The following is a 17241-nucleotide window of genomic DNA, read 5'->3' on the forward strand; positions in this document are numbered from 1 at the left end:
TACACCCTTAAAAATATTCGTACTCACGAACTTTAATTTGCGCTTGCACTTGCTGCACTGTTTCCAGAGCGACCGATACCACAATCAATAACGATGTGCCTCCAATTACGACGCTACTGGTTGAGCTGGAAGAAAAAGACTGCAACACCGTTGGCAAAACCGCAATCAGACCTAAAAATAAAGCACCAAATAAGACAATGCGATTTGAAATAAACTGTAAATACTCGGCGGTTGGTTTACCCGGACGCACACCTGGTATAAACGACCCTCGTTTTTGCAAATTTTCCGCAATTTGTTCCGGTTTGAACACTACGGCCGTATAAAAATAAGTAAAAATAAAGACAAAGGTGAAATATAGCACCGCATAAACGGTTTTATTGTTAAAGGCATCAATTAAGAAATGACCAAAGGTCGCCACCCATGGAATTGATATAGTCACCAGATATTGCCCGATAATCGGTGGAATAAATACTAGAGAAACGGCAAAGATAATTGGAATTACACCAGCCTGATTCACGCGGAGTGGCAAATGCGTTTCTCGACCAGCTAAGCTTTGTCCATGCATTTGGCGCGCTGTTGCAATGGGAATATTACGCTGCCCTTGAGTCACAAACACAACCCCAAAGATAACTAACAAGGCGATGACAACGTATAAAATAATGCTGGGTAATTGCGCACTGTCATAGGTGGCTAACAATTGTTGTATGGCCACGGGCAATTGCGCCACGATACCGGCAAAAATCATTATTGAAATACCATTACCAATATTCTTTTCGGTAATTAACTCCCCTAACCACATAGTAAAGATACTACCACCACAGATCAACACTACGGCCGTAACCATTTGCCAGGTAGATAACTGACCGATAATACCACCGCCGGTACGTTGTAATAAACTAATGGTGCCATAACCTTGAATGATGGCCATGGGTACAGCTAAATAACGTGTCCATTGTTGAATTTGCCTTTGCCCATCAGTTTCTTTTTGCATCTCCTCAAACTTGGGCACAATCATGCCCAACAGTTGAAAAACAATCGAAGCAGAAATGAAAGGGCCGACCCCAAGCATTACCAGAGAAAAATTTTCAAGCGCACCACCAGAAAATACATTTAACAAACCAAGATACGCATTGCTACTAAAAAACGCCTTTAAGTTTGTAACGTCCACCCCAGGAATTGGCACATGAGCGGCCAAACGAAAAATAACTAACAACCCTAACACATAGGCAATTTTTTTGCGCAAATCAGCATTACCGACAATTTTATTTACTGCTTGCCACATGGAATTGCTTTACCACCAGCCGCTTCTATTTTAGCTTTGGCAGACGCAGAAAAAGCACTGGCTTTAACAAGTAATGGTTTGGTAATTTCTCCACTACCCAAAACTTTATTACCGCGCAATTCAATCGTCGTATTCGCGGAACATTTGCGCTCTAAATAGGCCAAGGTTACAGTCGTGAGACGTTCAGCATGGAAGCGTCGCGCTCCTCCACGTACTTTTGGAATAGCCTTCATTAAACTTCTTAAGCCACGCAATTTTAAACCACCTCTACTACCACTGCGTGATCTTTGTCCTTTCATGCCTCGGCCGGAAAATGTACCACGGCCAGAACCATTGCCACGGCCAATGCGCCGTTTGTGTTTTCTAGATTTAGGTTGAAGTGATGTAAGTGTCAACATAACATTATTTAATACGCTCAGCTCGAAGAGTTTTCAACGCTTCGATCACGGCATAAACATTATTAATTTTATTGCGCGAACCCATCATTTTACTAACTACATTTGGTACACCAGCTGCTTCCAATACTACTCGCACTGCCCCGCCGGCAATCAAACCGCGCCCTTTTTGAGCTGGTTTTAATAACACCTTAGCGCTGGCAAATTTCATGAATACTGGATGTGGTATAGATTCATTGACAATTGGCACACGAATTAGGTGTTTACGTGCTTTCAGACCAGCTTTTTGCACTGCTCCTGTCACATCCTGACCTTTGGCTAAGCCCACTCCGACGACACCTTTTTTATTTCCTACCACGACACAAGCCCGAAAACGCATCCGTTTACCTCCGGCCATGACGCGTGTTACCCGCGCCAAATCCACAGTGTATTGATCGTACTCATCTTTGGGTTGTTGACGTTTTGAATTGCGGTTTCCTTGTTTTGACATAGACATTAAAATTGTAATCCGGCTGCACGGGCAGCATCGGCTAAAGCTTTAACTCGACCATGATAAAGATAACTGGATCGGTCAAATACCACCTGATTGATACCTTGTTTTTTAGCTAATTCAGCTATTGTCGTACCAACCGCTGTCGCTCGTTCCGTTTTGGTGCCGGTTAATTTCTGATCTGATGTGGCCGCAATGGTTTTGCCAATAATATCATTCACCAACTGACAACTGATATGCTGTAACGACCGACGCACTGATAAACGTGGTCGTTCGGCTGTACCGACAAGCTTAGCCCGAACCCGGTGTTGCCGACGTTGCCGGCGCGCTTGTTTAGATAAGAGAAGTTTTTTGTTCATATAATGATTCTATAATTACGCACTCGCGGCTTGTTTACCTTGCTTACGAATAATAACTTCATCTGCATATTTTATACCTTTACCCTTATATGGTTCTGGTTTACGGACTTTACGCACCTCGGCGGCAAATTGCCCCAATAATTGTTTATCGTGTGAACTCAAGGTAATCAAATTTCTTTCCTGTTTAATGGCTACTCCTTCAGGAATATCCATCAAAACCACATGGGAATAACCAGCCTTGATTTGCAATTGCTTACCCTTTACTTCAAAGCCGTAACCAACGCCATTTATTTCAAGTTGTTTAGCATAGTGAGTAACAACACCAACTATCATATTACTGATCAAGGCTCCGGTTGTACCCCACAGCGAACGCTGAAATTTCTCATCCGGCTGCTGCACAGAAACGTGCACGCCATCAGTTTCAACAGTCACTGTGACTAGTGGATGAATTTTTTGCTGCAATTCACCTTTTGGCCCTTTAACTGTGACCAGGTGATCTACGACAGTGACGGTGACACCGGTAGGAATTGAAATGGGTTTATTGGCTTTACGAGACATAGGTGTTAATAAATTTCACAAATCACTTCTCCGCCCAAATTCTTTTGGCGCGCTTGTTTATTAGTCATCAAACCCTGTGAGGTAGAAATTATGGCCAGACCGAAATTATTCTGAACATAAGGCAAAACTTTCTTTTGGGCATAAACCCGTCGACCCGGTTTACTAATCCGATTAACCGCCTGAATCGCAGATTGACCATCCGGTAAATAACGCAAAGTCAACTCCAAATTAGGTCTTCCAGCCACCTGGATTGTAGCTAAATTCTCAATGTAATGCTCTTTTTTGAGAATTAAAGCTAACTTATTTTTTAGTTTAGAAAACGGTATCACAACAGTCGGTTTACGAACCGCGGCGGCGTTCCGAATTCTTGTAAGCATGTCAGCAATTGGGTCGGTCATGGATGTGTATTACTTAATAAGTCTTTACCAGCTAGCGCGTTTAACTCCTGGAATTGCGCCTTGTTCAGCCAATTCCCGGAAGCAGATCCGGCACAGTTTAAAATCTCTCATAAAACCATGGCGCCGTCCACATCGCCAACAACGATTCACTCGACGGGTGGAAAATTTTGGCTTGCGCCGTGCGCTGACTTCTTGTGAGGTTTTTGCCATAGGATTATTTCTTGAATGGTATACCTAATAATTCAAATAACTTCATACCTTGCTTCTGATTATCGGCTGTGGTCGTAATGGCCACTTCTAGCCCATGCACATGCTCAACCCCATCAGATTTAATTTCCGGAAACACCAAATGTTCTTTTAAGCCAATATTCAAATTACCATCCTGATCAACCGCCGTACGTTTAATGCCTTGAAAGTCACGTACCCGGGGTAAACTAACATTAATTAACTTATCGACAAATTCGTACATCCGATCCTTGCGCAGAGTGACCATGGCACCAATCACCATACCTTGGCGCAATTTGAAGTTTGAAATTGATTTTTTGGCTTTAGTCAAAATCGGTTTCTGTCCGGAAATACGTGTCAGAGTATGACTAACGGCATCAATTATTTTTTTGTCACCATTGGCCTTTCCAAAGCCAACATTAATAGTTACTTTGGTCAGTTTTGGTACGGCATTTTTATTCTTCAAATCGAAGCTAGCCATGAGGCTGGGAATTATTTGATCTTTATAGCGTTGTTCTAGTCGTGTCATATATATATTTACAATACCTCTTTACATTTACTACAAATGCGTTGTTTTTTACCATCAGTTAATACTTTCATGCCCACTCTGGTGACTTTATTACATTTACTACACACCAGCTGCACATTAGCCAGTTGCATTGGCGCAGAAAATTCAATCCGTTGCCCCTTCTCTCCCCGCTTGGTTGGCTTCATGTGTTTTTTCAATATGTGCAAACCTTCCACCACCACTTTATGGTCTTGCAATAATACCTGAACCACTTTACCGGTTTTACCGGAATCTTTGCCCTTCATTACTTTAACCATGTCTCCTTGTTTAATTTTCATCATAAAACTTCTGGTGCCAATGAGGCTATTTTGGTAAATCCTTTAAGCTTGATTTCGCGCGGTATCGGTCCAAAAATACGAGTACCAATCGGTTCTTTTGATTTCTTATCAATCATCACACAGGAATTATCATCAAATCTGATATAGCTGCCATCTTTACGCCGAATTTCTTTTCTGGTGCGCACGATCACAGCATGACCAATCGTTCCCTTTTTCATCTGGGTATGTGGATGGGCTTCTTTAATAGATACAGTGATAATGTCGCCAATGTGCCCATAACGTTTTTGATAACCGCCGTGTACCATAATACAACTGACTACCTTGGCTCCACTATTATCGGCAACTGATAAATAACTACGTAATTGAATCATATATTTTTCTTATACACTACCCGCCACTTTTTGGTCTTACTAATCGGACGGCACTCAACAAATTCAACTGTGTCTCCAACTTCATATTGTTCACGCTCATCATGGACATGAAATTTACTACTCATCGTAAATCGTTTTTTGTAAATGGGATGAAACCGTAAGCGATCAACTTTAACCACGACAGTTTTCGACTGTTTATTAGACACCACCACTCCTTGAAAATGCCGATGGACTGTTTGTTTCATACGCGAGTTAATAATTTAGTTCTCACTGGTAATTTATGGGCAGCTAAACGTAGAGCTTCTTTGGCGTCTTTTTCTATTACTCCGCCGATCTCGAATAATACAGTACCAGGCTTAACTTCGGCAATGAAGTGATCGACCGCTCCCTTACCACCACCCATCCGGATTTCTCCACCTTTCAGCGTCACTGGGCTATGCGGAAAGATACGGATCCAGATTTTTCCACCGCGCTGGACAAAACGTGTCATGGCGCGACGCGATGATTCAATTTGGCGAGCCGTAATCCAGGCACCTTCTAATGCTTTTAAACCGTAATCGCCAAAATTAAGGACAGTTTTCTGGGTAGCTTGCCCGCGCACCTGCGCGCGATGCCATTTACGATGTTTTATCTTGCGTGGAGTTAACATAATATTATTGTTTCTTCTTTGACTTTACCACTGTTCGTTTAGCTTTGCCGGCTACAGATTTGCCACGGTCACGTTCCGGTTGACGTCCACGATGTGCCTGTTTTGGTTGCTCAATCACTGGAATCTTTGGTTGTTCATTAGCGAATACCTCACCACGATAAACCCAAACTTTTACTCCAATGGCTCCGTAGATCGTGCGCGCCGCACCCCGAGCATAATCGATATCGGCTCGTAATGTATGAGTTGGCACAGACCCTTGATTCAAGGTTTCAACCCGAGCAATTTCAGAACCATTCAACCGTCCGGAAACAATAATCTTTACCCCTTTACCACCAGCACCCATCACTTGTTCAATGCCACGTTTCATTGCCCGCCGAAATGGAATCCGTTTTTCTAACTGATAGATAATCCCCTGCATAACTAATTCAGCATCGAGATCTGGTTGACGCACTTCCTCAATTTCAATGTGAATGTTAATCTTTTCTGATCCAAAATATTTCTTCTTAATCTGTTTCTTTAAATCTTCTATACCAACCCCACTCCGACCAATAATCATACCTGGTTTTGATGTTCTAATGTGCAGCGTTAATTGATCATTAGCACGGCGCATTTCTACTCGTGAAATACCACCATCACGTAAACGTGTCCGAATAAATTTACGCATCTGTACATCTTGTTGCAGGAGTTTGGCAAATTCACGTTTCGGCGCAAACCACTTCGACAAGTGTGTCGTTGTCGTATTCAGCCGGATAATCTTTGGATTAACTTTCTTGCCCATAAATTATTTCTTCTTATCAGGTTTATCAGTTAACACCAGTATAACATGTGACGCGCGTTTACGAATTGGCGTCGCTCGTCCCATCGCGCGCGGTTGCCAACGCTTTAAAGTAGTACCGTCACCGACCGAGATAGACTTCAAATACAGTTGATCTTTGGTTACTTTATGTAAGGAAGCCGCATTGGCGACACCTGACAATAATAACTTCAAGATCGGATTAGCGGCCGCCTTATTGGCAAAGCGTAATTGTTGCTCAGCCTGCACTACTGACAAACCACGCACCAAGCTGGCCACTAAGCGAACTTTGCGTGGAGCGATGCGGAGTTGACGTAAGTGTACTTTAACTTCCATATATTATTTTTTTGGCGCTGGAGCAGCCGCTTTAGCTTTTTCAGCATCAGAGGCAGCTTTTTCTTGTTCTTTCTGCATTTTTCCACCATGGCGGACAAATTTGCGGGTGGGAGAAAATTCGCCCAAGCGATGACCGACCATGTTTTCTGTGACAAACACATCAATGAACTGTTTACCATTATGGACACTGAAATGCAACCCAACCATTTCTGGAGTAATTGTGGAAGACCGTGACCAAGTTTTGATCGCCGCTTTGCTTTTTCCAGCCACTGCTTGTTGGACTTTCTTAATCAAGCTCGGGTGAATATATATACCTTTTTTTAAACTTCGTCCCATACAATTACCCACGTCGGCGTTTAATAATAAAACGGTTTGAAGCCTTCTTTGGTTTCCGTGTCTTCACACCTAAGGCTGGTTTACCCTGTGGCGTCTTCGGATGCTTCATACCAATTGGTTGATTGCCTTCACCACCACCATGTGGATGATCGACCGGATTCATCGCCTTACCACGCACGGTTGGTCTGATCCCACGATGACGTTGTCGACCGGCACGCCCCCAGCGAATGGTGCGATGTTCGGCATTACTAACCTGACCAATGGTGGCTAAACAATTTTTATCAAACATCCGAATTTCACCAGATGGTAATTTCGCTTGAACAAATTGCCCCTCCATCGACATCACAGTAACACCATTACCGGCGGCGCGCGCTAATAATCCTTGCTTGCCCGGTTCTAATTCAACACAATGAACCATCATACCGGCTGGCACAAATTCCAATGGCATTCTGTTTCCGGCATTAACATCTTGTTTTTGCAATGATGTCACGATTTTATGACCAACCGCTAACCCATCTGGAGCGATAATATAACTTTTTTTATCACCAGCATAGGCAATTAAAGCAATCCGCGCATTTCTGTTTGGATCGAATTCAATCGTTTCCACTGTAGCTATCTGATCGAGAAAATCACGTCGGGAAAAATCTACCAAACGATAACGTTGTTTGGCACCACCGCCCTGATGACGCACGGTTATCTTACCTTGACTGTTACGTCCGGCATGCTTCTTCAAGTGCAACGTTAAAGGTTTGTATGGTTTATCAGCGGTGACATCACTAAAATCATCTACGCTGGAATTGCGTCGACCTGGTGAAGTTGGTTTGTACAGTTTAATTCCCATATATTATTTTTGATTGATCTCAACGGTTTCCCCTTTTACTAAATAAACAATGGCTTTTTTCCAATTCTGACGCTTGCCCACAATTCTACCACGAATTTTAGTTTTTCCCATGACATTAACAATATTCACTTTTCTTGGTTCCTTACCATATTGTTTCTTAAACGCTTTTCTAATCTCATTTTTAGTTGTTGCATTGTTTACTTTAAAAACATAAGTGCCATTTTTGGTAGACTTTTCTGTAATAACTGGTTGAACTAAAACACTGACCGTTACAGTTGGCTTTGTTTCAGTTACCACCGGTTCGACAGATGGTGTTTTGTCAGTTTTTTTACTAAATATTCCCATAAGTTTTTTCAATTTGTTCAATCCCAGCGGCATCTACCACAAAATAATCATACTTGAGTAGATCAACAATATTCAAACTATTGGCGGCACATAAACCGACTTTGGTTAAATTTTTACTGGCTCGAATCACATTGCTATCAATGGCACCTAAACTGATTAAACTCTTTTGTCCGGCACAAGGTAAAGCCTGCAAAACTTCTCTTAATTGTTTACTCTTCGAAGCTGTTAGCATAAATTGATCAACTACAATTAACTTATCACTCACCACTTTATCAGACAACACCATCGCCAAAGCCGTTTTTTTCATCGCTTTATTCACCTTCAAACTGAAGTTACGATCACTGCGCGGACCAAACACTACACCACCGCCACGCCACTGTGGATTACGCGTTGAGCCTTGCCGCGCTCGACCAGTGCCCTTTTGTTTCCATGGTTTACGACCGCCACCACGCACTTCCCCTTTGGTCAGTGTATGAGCAATGGCAACACGACTATTGGCTTGTTGTGCCACCACTACTTGATGGACAACTTGCATTTTAGCTGGTACAGCAAACAAACCATCAGACAACTTCTGTTCCCCAATTACTTTTCCTGATACATTATATAATTTTACAGTGGCCATAAATTATTGATAAATCCAAACTAAACCATTCCTGGCACCTGGCACAGCTCCTTTTAAATAAACTTCATTCTGAGCAGCATCAACTTTCACAACTTTCAAATTTGAAATAGATACTTTGGCATTGCCCATGCGACCAGGCATACGCAACCCCTTAAAAGTACGCTGCACACCACCGGCTCCAATCGAACCAGAGGCACGCAACTGATCCTTATGACCATGACTGGCAGGTTGTCCATGGAAACCATGACGTTTAACAACACCTTGAAAACCGCGACCTTTGCTGTAACCAATAACTTTTACATTATCTCCTACAGCAAATTTCTCGACTGTTATGACATCGCCCACTTTATAACCAGACACATCTTCAACCCGAAACTCTGAAAAATTGCGAAATACTTTATTTAATCCTTTGGTATGTCCCACTAAACTTTTTGAAGTTGTCTTAGCCCGACGTTCCTCACAACCAACTTGAACAGCCACATAGCCATCTGACTCAACAGTTTTTAATTGCGTTACCATATTTGGGCTGACAGCTAAAATAGTCACGGGCACAACATTACCGTTATCATCAAACAGTTGTGACATGTGAAGTTTTTTAGCTAGGAGAAATTTGGTAGTGGGTTTTTTCATAAAAAAATCTGCAGTGCTTGGTCTGACGATATCCCTTGTCTTGCTCGGGATCACTTCAGCGCAAACGGCAGTGGCTTATAAATGGTGCAATTTTGTTACATTTTTATTTCGACATCGACTCCGGCTGGTAAGTTCAAGTGCGACAGTTCATCAATAGTTTTGGCAGTGGGCTTATATATATCGATCAATCTTTTGTGTGTACTGATCTCATATTGATCACGGGCGTTCTTATGGATGAAAGTTGACCGTTGCACTGTATAACGAGTGCGTTCAGTTGGCAATGGGATGGGCCCTTGCACACGTGCCCCAGTGCGTTGCGCCGTTTCAATAATCGTTCGACAAGATTGATCAATAATCTTACTATCGTACGCGCGGATTTTCACCCGGATACGTTGTTCGATCTCATCTTCAGATTGTACAAGAGCTTTCTTTACAGGCACAGATTATTGTTTATTTCACTATTTTGGTTACTACGCCTGCACCAACCGTATGGCCACCTTCGCGAATCGAGAAACTTTGCTTCTCGGTTAACGCTACCGGCACAATTAACTTAATAACCATTTTTAAAGTATCACCCGGCATGGCCATTTCTGTTCCTTGAGGTAAAACAACTTCACCAGTCACATCAGTAGTACGCATATAAAATTGAGGTTTGTAACCACTCATAAATGGTTTGTGACGACCACCTTCTTCTTTCGATAAGATATATACCTCAGCTTCAAACTCTGAATGAGGTGTAATAGTACCTGGCTTAGCCAATACTTGACCACGTTCAACATCTTCTTTTTTCGTACCACGGAGCAATATACCGGCGTTATCACCAGCTCGACCCTCATCTAAAGTTTTATTGAACATTTCAATACCTGTGACAGTGGTTTTGGAAGTATCGCGTACACCGACGATTTCAACTTCATCACCTAATTTAACGATACCAGTTTCAATCCGACCAGTTACTACAGTACCGCGACCCTCAATCGACATAACGTCTTCAATGGCCATTAAGAATGGCTTATCAACTGGACGTTTTGGTTCAGGAATAAAAGTATCTAGAGCATTCAAAAGATCAATGATTGGTTTAATGGCGGCTTCATCAGTTGGATTTTGTAACGCTTTTAAGGCTGATCCACGAATAATTGGTATATTATCGCCATCAAATTTGTATTTCTTCAATAAATCACGAATTTCTTCTTCAACTAACATTAATAACTCTTCATCCTCAACTTGATCAACTTTATTCAAAAACACGACAAAAGTAGGTACACCAACTTGACGAGCTAACAAAATATGTTCACGGGTTTGCGGCATTGGACCATCGGCGGCTGATACCACCAAAATAGCTCCATCCATCTGTGCAGCCCCAGTAATCATGTTCTTGATATAGTCAGCATGGCCTGGACAATCGATATGAGCGTAGTGGCGTTTTTCGGTTTCGTATTCAACATGAGCAGTATTAATCGTAATACCACGTTCCTTTTCTTCAGGAGCGTTATCAATCTGATCAACTGATCGCTTCATTGCTTTACCACCCTTAGCATTTAACACTGTCAAAATAGCAGCGGTGGTAGTTGTTTTACCGTGGTCAACATGTCCTAATGTGCCAACGTTTAAGTGCGGCTTGGAACGATCAAATACATCTGCCATATGGATTTATTGAATTTATTGATTGATTACTAAATATTTTAACTCTTTTTTATAGCCGGGTTATTATACCAGGCTTTTTTTTCCTGTAAAGATAAGGGGTTGCCAACCGTGTGGATAAGTTGTTAATTACGTAGAGACGTGCCGCCGGCACGTCTCTACGTAATTGTATTATTTACTGCGTTTCTCGATTAATTCCAACTGTACATGGCGCGGAACCTCACTATATTGCTTGAATTCCATAGAAGAAGACGCTCGACCTTGTGTCATAGATCGTAAAGAGGTGGCATAACCGAACATTTCTGATAACGGTACCAAAGCTGTAATGATTTTGGCTTGTCCACGATCGGTCATTTCCAAAATTTGGCCTCGCTTGGAGTTTAAATCGCCAATCACATCACCCATGAAATTTTCTGGTGTGGTGACAACTATCGACATAATCGGCTCGAGAATAACTGGATCGGCTTTTTTACAGGCATCTTGGAAGGCAATAGATCCGGCCATTTTAAAGGCTAATTCAGATGAATCGACTTCATGATAGCTACCATCGGTCACCGTGGCCTTGATATTTAACATAGTATATCCAGCTACTACTCCCCTAGTCAGGGCTTCTTTAATACCCTTTTCGATCGGACTGATGTATTCACGAGGAATACGACCACCTTTAACCGCATCAACAAACATAAAGGTAATGTCTTTACCAACATTTTTCCCTTTGTCTTTATCCTTATCTTTGCTTTTTTCTTCACGATCAGCATCGGTCAGCGGTTCAACAGTTAGAAAACAATGACCATATTGCCCACGACCACCGGTTTGCTTAATATATTTTCCCTCCGCCTCAGCGCGTTTACGAATCGTTTCTTTATATGATACTTGAGGTGCACCCACATTGGCTTCCACACCAAATTCTCGTTTCATACGATCAACTAAAACATCGAGATGTAATTCACCCATACCGGCAATAATGGTTTGACCGGTTTCTTCGTTACTTTCCACACGGAAAGTAGGGTCTTCTTCACTCAATTTCTGTAAAGCCACACCCATTTTTTCTTGATCAACCTTAGTTTTTGGCTCAATCGCCATTGAAATTACCGGCTGAGCAAAAGTAATCTTTTCAAGAATCAATGGATGATCTGGGTCACATAAAGTATCAGCTGTTATGGTATCTTTCAAACCAATCACAGCAGCAATATCTCCCGCTTGTACCTCATTAATTTCTTCACGTTTATTAGCATGCAACCGCACAATTCGAGAAATACGCTCTTTGCTGCCACTGGTGGCGTTAAAGACGTATGAACCTGAGGTTAATTTACCCGAATAAACCCGAATAAATATCAATCGACCAACAAACGGATCGGTGGCCACTTTAAACGCCAAAGCAGCTAATGGAGCTGATTTATCCGGACGTAATTCAATTTCCTTCTCATTATCGTCATAATCATGTGCCATCAGGGGTGGTTTATCTAATGGTGATGGTAAATAACTAGCTACTGCATCCAGTAATAACTGAACACCCTTATTTTTCAACGCACTGCCGCACAACACCGGAATCAGCTGATTTTTAATAACCGCTTGACGTAAAGTTTTTTTAATACTATCAATGTCCGGTTCTTTACCGTCTAAATAAGCATTCATTAATGTTTCATCTTGTTCGACCACTGCTTCGACTAATTTAGCTCGATATTCAGCTGCTTTGGCCTTTAAATCATCAGGAATGTCAATAATTTGAACATCTTTACCTAAATCATCATTATAAATAACGGCATGATTTTCAATTAAATCGATGACACCTTTAAAATTATCTTCCACACCAATTGGCAATTGAATTGGCACAGCCAGTTTACTGAGGCGTTCGTGAATGGAGGCTAAATCTTTATAGAAATCAGCTCCGGTACGATCTAATTTATTGATAAAGCACATGCGCGGCACACTATATTTTTCCGCTTGGTGCCACACTGTTTCTGATTGTGGTTCAACGCCAGCGACACCATCAAATACCACTACCCCACCGTCTAACACACGTAATGATCTTTCCACTTCAACAGTAAAATCAACGTGACCTGGTGTATCAATTAAATTGATCCAAGTTTGGCCGGTGCCTAAAAATTTAGGATACGGCCAAAATACGGTAGTAGCAGCAGCTGTAATAGTAATACCACGTTCTCGTTCTTGCTCCATCCAGTCCATTTCGGCTAATCCTTCATGAACTTCACCGATTTTATGTTTCTTACCAGCATAAAATAGTACTCGCTCTGAGACGGTTGTTTTACCTGCATCAATATGAGCAATGATGCCAATGTTACGCACCTGATCTAATTTGAACTCTGAGGTATCCATGTGAAAATAATTTTATCTAATAATTTACAGAGTCATACCTTACCAAATGCTTATTAAAATGTAAAGATATTACATAAAACTGTCAAAACATAAAACAAGTAGAGACATGCCATGGCATGTCTCTACTTGTTTTTAATGCGTCTCTACAGTTGTATTAATGCAAAAAAAATTATTTCTGTACTACTCCGGCTGGTTTACCACCAATATTCTTGCGTTTGATAACGAAGAAATAGATGATCGCGGCAATTGGACCAAAGCCAAAGAAAAAACCAGCAATCAATATCACCATCCACAATGTCTTGTTGTCAAAAGTGCGTTTGGCACAATCTATCACCATCCAGATTTCAAAAACAAATAGCAGTAATCCGATTAAACCACCGATCATTGCGATGATAATAAACACAATGCCTAATCCAGCAGCGGCTACGCCAGCTGAAGAATCACTGTTGTAATCATAATTGTAGTCTGTGTTGTAGTCATAATTATAATCTGTATTATAATCGTAGTTATAATCACTGTTGTAATCATAACTGACTGCCTGACCAGCATGAGCAAACGCTAACACTGGCAACACCAAGCCTAAACTCAGTGCGAAATTGCGAAATAATTTGAGCATAAAAACGCTTTTTGTGCGTTAAAAATTAAATAGACTGTAATTATACCAGTTCTAGGCAAAATGAGCAAATGCACGATTGGCTTCGGCCATGCGGTGCACATCCATTTTCTTCTTAATGGCTTCACCTTGTTCACTAGCGGCATCCATTAACTCTAAAGCTAATTTTTCAGCCATTGGTTTACCTTTTCTACTTCTGGCAGCACCAATAATCCAACGTGAAGCCAGATTAAAACGACGCTCACCTCTTACTTCGATAGGCACTTGATAATTAGCACCCCCAATGCGGCGAGCCTTTACTTCAACTAACGGTGAGACATTTTTAATGGCTTTATCGAATACATCTAAGCCTTTTTCACCCATTTTCTTCTCGATTGCTGCCATGGCACCATAAAACAAACTCTGCGCCACAGACTTCTTACCGTTCTGCATTAAATAATTGATAAACTTAGCCACGACAGTGCTGTTATACACTGGATCAGATAATATTTCACGACGGACAGCTGGTTTTCCACGCATAAATTATTTTTTAGGTCGTTTCGTACCGTATAAAGACCGACTGCGGTTACGCTTCTCTACTCCGGCAGTATCATAGACACCGCGCACAATATGATAACGTACACCCGGCAGATCATGTACCCGACCACCACGAATTAAAACAATGGAGTGTTCTTGTAAGTTGTGCCCTTCACCTGGAATATAAGCAGTTACTTCCATGCCATTTGATAAACGCACCCGAGCAATCTTACGCAAAGCTGAGTTCGGCTTCTTTGGTGTAGTAGTGGTTACTTTAGTGCAAACACCACGTTTAAACGCGCTCCCTTTCGGTAAATCCTTCCGCCGACGTTGGATGACATTAAACGTACTCAACAAAGCTGGCACTTTAGATTTGTGCTTTGTCTTCTTGCGGCCTTTTCTGGCTAACTGATTAATTGTTGGCATAGCGCGCGTTACTGTACCAGATAGTACTTTTAACTGTCAAATCAACCCGAATAAACTATAAACACTAACAAAGGCAAATTGCATAAGCCAACCTAAAATACCCTGACCAAAAAACACCACGATTAGCAATAACCACGGACCCTGCGTTTCCAAAAACAATATTGTAGTTTGGTGGCTTGGACCCAACAAACTAAACAGCACTTTTGAGCCATCTAATGGCGGAATTGGAATGAGATTAAACACAAATAACATGAGGTTTAATTCTGCCATAAAAAGTAAGAAAACCTCTAATAAATTGCCAGTTTCTGACCAATCTAGGGCTGCAAAACCAAGTAAGCGATACAGTAATAAGGCTATCACCACCATAATAATATTAGATAACGGACCGGCTATGGCCACGATGGCACTACCCCACTTTCTAAATTTGAGATTATAGGGATTAAACGGGGTTGGTTTTCCCCAGCCAAAACCTACTAACAGCAACAAAATAAAACCCATCCAATCAATGTGGGCGAGTGGGTTTAAAGTTAGTCGACCAGAGCGTTGGGCAGTGTCATCACCTTGCCAGTAACCGGCCAAGGCATGAGCAAACTCATGCCAACCGATCGCTAACAACACAGCCAGAATCCATGGCACTATAAAAAGTGGCTTCTCAGTTAATAACTGAAAAAACATAATTAATCCAAATCGAAGGTTACATCACCGTCTTTGAGGTGGCACTGGCAGGCTAAGCGTTGCTCTGGATAAGCATTCAACACCTCTAGTGTATCTTTTTCTTGATCGGTTTTATCAGTTAAATTTTCCGCGCCTTTTTTAATTGATATTAAACAGGTACCACATAAACCATTCTCACATCCAAATGGTAAAGTTAACCCATTATGTTGGCAAACTTCACGTAGTAATTCTCCCGCTTGAGCTTCGACTGTTTTATTATCTGTAATGAATGTTACTTTAGGCATGGTTAAATGATCTTATATTTCTTACCTAATTTGGTAAAAGCAGCCACGAGTGTATCAATTTGCTCAGTGGTGTGCAAGGCTGAAATTTGCACACGGATTCTGGCCTTGCCCATGGGTACTACTGGATAACTAAAACCAACGACATAGATACCTTCCGCTAACATGTCTTTCGCCATATCACCGGCCGCTTTACCATCACCTATCATCACTGGCACAATTGGATGTTCTGAAACAGGTACAGTAAAACCAGCTTGCTGCATTAAATTTCTAAAGTGCAGCGTATTTTTCCATAATGTCTCACGCAGTTCGGGATGTTGATCGATATAATCCAACACAAACATGGTCACAGTGGCAATCATCGGTGATAGTGAATTAGTAAACAAAGTAGTGCGTGCGCGTTGGTGATATAAATCAATCATAGCTTTACTGCCAACCAAGGCGCCGCCATTAGACCCACCTAGAGCCTTACCAAACGTGGTGGTGATCAAATCGACTCTATCCAGCACACCGGCTTGTTCAATGCTGCCTCGGCCAGTTTGACCCATAAAACCTGAGGCATGGGAATCGTCTACTACTACATAAGCATCATACTTTTCAGCCAGATCGCAGATACCCTGCAGTGGCGCCACATCACCATCCATGCTGAACACACCATCGGTAACAACACAGCGCAATCTTTTACTCTGCGTATCTTTTAAATGTTGCTCAAGATCAGCTAAATTCATGTGTTTAAAAATATGCCGCTCGGCTTTACACAGACGTATCCCATCAATCAAACTGGCATGATTCAATTCATCGGTAATCACGGCGTCCTGATCGGTCAATATAGTAGCAAACGCTGCTTCGTTGGCATCCCAACATGACGTAAAAGTGATCGCCGCTTCTTTATGAAACCACTGTGCCAGTTTGACTTCTAGCTCTTGATGAATGGTCTGTGTACCGCAAATAAACCGCACACTGGATAGTCCAAAACCGTACTTTTCCAAAGCCTGTTTGCCCACTTCGACTAACTCTTGCTTACCCGATAAACCTAAATAATTATTGGCACAAAAATTCAAATATTCTTTTCCGTCAACCACTACTTTTGTCCCCTGCCGTGAACTAATCACGCGTTGAGTTTTGGTTAAACCAGCCTGGTTTATTTCTGATAGAACTTGATTACAAACTTCGTTGAGACGTTGATTCATATGGTTATTATAATAATCTTTCTTTACCCCCAACCCCCTTGCAGGGGGCTAAGAGAAGATTTTTTTTATTCTATCTTTTCCCCCTGCAA

General features: G+C 41.7%; 28 protein-coding genes. All 28 read right to left on the reverse strand.

From position 1 onward, the window contains the following. Window positions 1-7 precede the first annotated feature (7 nt). Window positions 8-1282: a preprotein translocase subunit SecY gene (gene secY / locus WCV88_01570; protein ID MFA6474871.1), complete on the reverse strand. Its 1275-nt coding sequence runs from the start codon at window positions 1280-1282 to the stop codon at window positions 8-10. Beyond that, on the reverse strand, window positions 1267-1680 hold the full coding sequence (locus WCV88_01575; protein MFA6474872.1) for an uL15 family ribosomal protein: 414 nt from the start codon (window positions 1678-1680) through the stop codon (window positions 1267-1269). Before WCV88_01575 ends, secY begins: the two co-directional genes overlap by 16 nt. 4 nt (window positions 1681-1684) lie before the next feature. Beyond that, on the reverse strand, window positions 1685-2167 hold the full coding sequence (rpsE, locus tag WCV88_01580; GenBank protein ID MFA6474873.1) for a 30S ribosomal protein S5: 483 nt from the start codon (window positions 2165-2167) through the stop codon (window positions 1685-1687). 5 nt (window positions 2168-2172) lie between these two features. Beyond that, window positions 2173-2526 (reverse strand): 50S ribosomal protein L18, encoded by a 354-nt coding sequence (rplR, locus tag WCV88_01585; GenBank protein ID MFA6474874.1) that lies wholly within the window; start codon window positions 2524-2526, stop codon window positions 2173-2175. A gap of 15 nt (window positions 2527-2541) precedes the next feature. Continuing rightward, window positions 2542-3084 (reverse strand): 50S ribosomal protein L6, encoded by a 543-nt coding sequence (gene rplF / locus WCV88_01590; GenBank protein MFA6474875.1) that lies wholly within the window; start codon window positions 3082-3084, stop codon window positions 2542-2544. A gap of 5 nt (window positions 3085-3089) precedes the next feature. Then, the gene (gene rpsH / locus WCV88_01595; protein MFA6474876.1) at window positions 3090-3482 is read right to left on the reverse strand and encodes a 30S ribosomal protein S8; all 393 of its coding nucleotides are present in this window, start codon (window positions 3480-3482) and stop codon (window positions 3090-3092) included. A 24-nt stretch (window positions 3483-3506) separates the two neighbouring features. Then, a complete protein-coding gene (locus tag WCV88_01600) occupies window positions 3507-3692 on the reverse strand; it encodes a type Z 30S ribosomal protein S14 (GenBank protein ID MFA6474877.1) in 186 nt (61 codons plus the stop codon). Between the two features lie 4 nt (window positions 3693-3696). Next, on the reverse strand, window positions 3697-4236 hold the full coding sequence (gene rplE, locus WCV88_01605; GenBank protein MFA6474878.1) for a 50S ribosomal protein L5: 540 nt from the start codon (window positions 4234-4236) through the stop codon (window positions 3697-3699). Between the two features lie 8 nt (window positions 4237-4244). Beyond that, window positions 4245-4553: a 50S ribosomal protein L24 gene (gene rplX, locus WCV88_01610; protein MFA6474879.1), complete on the reverse strand. Its 309-nt coding sequence runs from the start codon at window positions 4551-4553 to the stop codon at window positions 4245-4247. Continuing rightward, complete coding sequence (gene rplN / locus WCV88_01615) at window positions 4553-4924, reverse strand: 50S ribosomal protein L14 (GenBank protein MFA6474880.1); 372 nt, start codon at window positions 4922-4924, stop codon at window positions 4553-4555. The genes rplX and rplN overlap by 1 nt, the downstream gene beginning before the upstream one ends. Continuing rightward, the gene (gene rpsQ / locus WCV88_01620) at window positions 4921-5169 is read right to left on the reverse strand and encodes a 30S ribosomal protein S17 (GenBank protein MFA6474881.1); all 249 of its coding nucleotides are present in this window, start codon (window positions 5167-5169) and stop codon (window positions 4921-4923) included. Before rpsQ ends, rplN begins: the two co-directional genes overlap by 4 nt. Continuing rightward, window positions 5166-5573, reverse strand: a complete 408-nt coding sequence (gene rplP, locus WCV88_01625; protein ID MFA6474882.1) for a 50S ribosomal protein L16 — start codon at window positions 5571-5573, stop codon at window positions 5166-5168. The genes rpsQ and rplP overlap by 4 nt, the downstream gene beginning before the upstream one ends. Window positions 5574-5577: 4 nt before the next feature. After that, window positions 5578-6351: a 30S ribosomal protein S3 gene (rpsC, locus tag WCV88_01630; protein MFA6474883.1), complete on the reverse strand. Its 774-nt coding sequence runs from the start codon at window positions 6349-6351 to the stop codon at window positions 5578-5580. Window positions 6352-6354: 3 nt separating this feature from the next. Further along, window positions 6355-6702 carry a 50S ribosomal protein L22 gene (rplV, locus tag WCV88_01635; protein MFA6474884.1) on the reverse strand — a complete coding sequence of 116 codons (348 nt, stop codon included), beginning with the start codon at window positions 6700-6702 and terminating at the stop codon, window positions 6355-6357. A 3-nt stretch (window positions 6703-6705) separates the two neighbouring features. After that, window positions 6706-7038: a 30S ribosomal protein S19 gene (gene rpsS, locus WCV88_01640; protein ID MFA6474885.1), complete on the reverse strand. Its 333-nt coding sequence runs from the start codon at window positions 7036-7038 to the stop codon at window positions 6706-6708. 4 nt (window positions 7039-7042) lie between these two features. After that, window positions 7043-7879, reverse strand: a complete 837-nt coding sequence (gene rplB / locus WCV88_01645) for a 50S ribosomal protein L2 (GenBank protein MFA6474886.1) — start codon at window positions 7877-7879, stop codon at window positions 7043-7045. A 3-nt stretch (window positions 7880-7882) separates the two neighbouring features. Next, complete coding sequence (locus WCV88_01650) at window positions 7883-8224, reverse strand: 50S ribosomal protein L23 (GenBank protein ID MFA6474887.1); 342 nt, start codon at window positions 8222-8224, stop codon at window positions 7883-7885. Next, complete coding sequence (gene rplD / locus WCV88_01655; protein MFA6474888.1) at window positions 8211-8846, reverse strand: 50S ribosomal protein L4; 636 nt, start codon at window positions 8844-8846, stop codon at window positions 8211-8213. The genes WCV88_01650 and rplD overlap by 14 nt, the downstream gene beginning before the upstream one ends. Window positions 8847-8849: 3 nt before the next feature. Further along, on the reverse strand, window positions 8850-9476 hold the full coding sequence (rplC, locus tag WCV88_01660; GenBank protein ID MFA6474889.1) for a 50S ribosomal protein L3: 627 nt from the start codon (window positions 9474-9476) through the stop codon (window positions 8850-8852). A 95-nt stretch (window positions 9477-9571) separates the two neighbouring features. Beyond that, entirely contained in the window at window positions 9572-9877 is a 306-nt protein-coding gene (rpsJ, locus tag WCV88_01665; GenBank protein MFA6474890.1) for a 30S ribosomal protein S10, read from the reverse strand. A 49-nt stretch (window positions 9878-9926) separates the two neighbouring features. Beyond that, window positions 9927-11117: an elongation factor Tu gene (gene tuf / locus WCV88_01670; protein ID MFA6474891.1), complete on the reverse strand. Its 1191-nt coding sequence runs from the start codon at window positions 11115-11117 to the stop codon at window positions 9927-9929. Window positions 11118-11285: 168 nt separating this feature from the next. After that, the gene (gene fusA, locus WCV88_01675) at window positions 11286-13451 is read right to left on the reverse strand and encodes an elongation factor G (protein ID MFA6474892.1); all 2166 of its coding nucleotides are present in this window, start codon (window positions 13449-13451) and stop codon (window positions 11286-11288) included. Between the two features lie 169 nt (window positions 13452-13620). Beyond that, window positions 13621-14067, reverse strand: coding sequence for a hypothetical protein (locus WCV88_01680; GenBank protein ID MFA6474893.1), 447 nt, complete (start codon window positions 14065-14067; stop codon window positions 13621-13623). Window positions 14068-14118: 51 nt separating this feature from the next. After that, a complete protein-coding gene (gene rpsG / locus WCV88_01685) occupies window positions 14119-14583 on the reverse strand; it encodes a 30S ribosomal protein S7 (GenBank protein ID MFA6474894.1) in 465 nt (154 codons plus the stop codon). 3 nt (window positions 14584-14586) lie between these two features. Continuing rightward, window positions 14587-15006: a 30S ribosomal protein S12 gene (gene rpsL, locus WCV88_01690; protein ID MFA6474895.1), complete on the reverse strand. Its 420-nt coding sequence runs from the start codon at window positions 15004-15006 to the stop codon at window positions 14587-14589. Between the two features lie 36 nt (window positions 15007-15042). Continuing rightward, window positions 15043-15681, reverse strand: coding sequence for a site-2 protease family protein (locus tag WCV88_01695; protein MFA6474896.1), 639 nt, complete (start codon window positions 15679-15681; stop codon window positions 15043-15045). Window positions 15682-15683: 2 nt separating this feature from the next. After that, complete coding sequence (locus tag WCV88_01700) at window positions 15684-15965, reverse strand: 2Fe-2S iron-sulfur cluster-binding protein (GenBank protein ID MFA6474897.1); 282 nt, start codon at window positions 15963-15965, stop codon at window positions 15684-15686. Between the two features lie 2 nt (window positions 15966-15967). Then, window positions 15968-17152, reverse strand: a complete 1185-nt coding sequence (locus tag WCV88_01705; protein ID MFA6474898.1) for a glycine C-acetyltransferase — start codon at window positions 17150-17152, stop codon at window positions 15968-15970. Window positions 17153-17241: the final 89 nt, after the last annotated feature.

It is taken from the genome of Patescibacteria group bacterium (genome assembly GCA_041665365.1).
Lineage (GTDB): Bacteria > Patescibacteriota > Patescibacteriia > UBA9570 > UBA9570 > UBA9570.